The sequence below is a fragment of the Pseudoduganella danionis genome (assembly GCF_009720775.1).
In the GTDB taxonomy this organism is placed as follows: Bacteria; Pseudomonadota; Gammaproteobacteria; order Burkholderiales; family Burkholderiaceae_D; genus Rugamonas; species Rugamonas danionis.
This window is the reverse complement of record NZ_WNKW01000023.1, coordinates 1-1,450: the sequence shown is the minus strand read 5'-3', so window position 1 is coordinate 1,450 and position 1,450 is coordinate 1. Positions and strand designations below refer to the sequence as shown.

Here is a 1,450-nt window from a genome sequence, read left to right as displayed (position 1 = left end):
AAACAGAGATTAAACTGAAGAGTTTGATCCTGGCTCAGATTGAACGCTGGCGGCATGCCTTACACATGCAAGTCGAACGGCAGCACGGAGCTTGCTCTGGTGGCGAGTGGCGAACGGGTGAGTAATATATCGGAACGTACCCAAGAGTGGGGGATAACGTAGCGAAAGTTACGCTAATACCGCATACGATCTAAGGATGAAAGCAGGGGACCGCAAGGCCTTGTGCTCCTGGAGCGGCCGATATCTGATTAGCTAGTTGGTGAGGTAAAGGCTCACCAAGGCATCGATCAGTAGCTGGTCTGAGAGGACGACCAGCCACACTGGAACTGAGACACGGTCCAGACTCCTACGGGAGGCAGCAGTGGGGAATTTTGGACAATGGGGGCAACCCTGATCCAGCAATGCCGCGTGAGTGAAGAAGGCCTTCGGGTTGTAAAGCTCTTTTGTCAGGGAAGAAACGGTTTTGGCTAATATCCAGAGCTAATGACGGTACCTGAAGAATAAGCACCGGCTAACTACGTGCCAGCAGCCGCGGTAATACGTAGGGTGCAAGCGTTAATCGGAATTACTGGGCGTAAAGCGTGCGCAGGCGGTTTTGTAAGACTGTCGTGAAATCCCCGGGCTCAACCTGGGAATGGCGATGGTGACTGCAAGGCTAGAGTTTGGCAGAGGGGGGTAGAATTCCACGTGTAGCAGTGAAATGCGTAGATATGTGGAGGAACACCGATGGCGAAGGCAGCCCCCTGGGTCAAAACTGACGCTCATGCACGAAAGCGTGGGGAGCAAACAGGATTAGATACCCTGGTAGTCCACGCCCTAAACGATGTCTACTAGTTGTCGGGTCTTAATTGACTTGGTAACGCAGCTAACGCGTGAAGTAGACCGCCTGGGGAGTACGGTCGCAAGATTAAAACTCAAAGGAATTGACGGGGACCCGCACAAGCGGTGGATGATGTGGATTAATTCGATGCAACGCGAAAAACCTTACCTACCCTTGACATGGCAGGAATCCCGGAGAGATTTGGGAGTGCTCGAAAGAGAACCTGCACACAGGTGCTGCATGGCTGTCGTCAGCTCGTGTCGTGAGATGTTGGGTTAAGTCCCGCAACGAGCGCAACCCTTGTCATTAGTTGCTACGCAAGAGCACTCTAATGAGACTGCCGGTGACAAACCGGAGGAAGGTGGGGATGACGTCAAGTCCTCATGGCCCTTATGGGTAGGGCTTCACACGTCATACAATGGTACATACAGAGGGCCGCCAACCCGCGAGGGGGAGCTAATCCCAGAAAGTGTATCGTAGTCCGGATTGTAGTCTGCAACTCGACTGCATGAAGTTGGAATCGCTAGTAATCGCGGATCAGCATGTCGCGGTGAATACGTTCCCGGGTCTTGTACACACCGCCCGTCACACCATGGGAGCGGGTTTTACCAGAAGTAGGTAGCTTAACCG

1 rRNA gene is annotated in these 1,450 nt (G+C 53.1%); it reads left to right on the top strand.

The annotated features are described in order from the left end of the window. Nucleotides 1-11: 11 nt before the first annotated feature. Nucleotides 12-1,450 (top strand): 16S ribosomal RNA (locus GM655_RS22470); the annotation flags it as partial.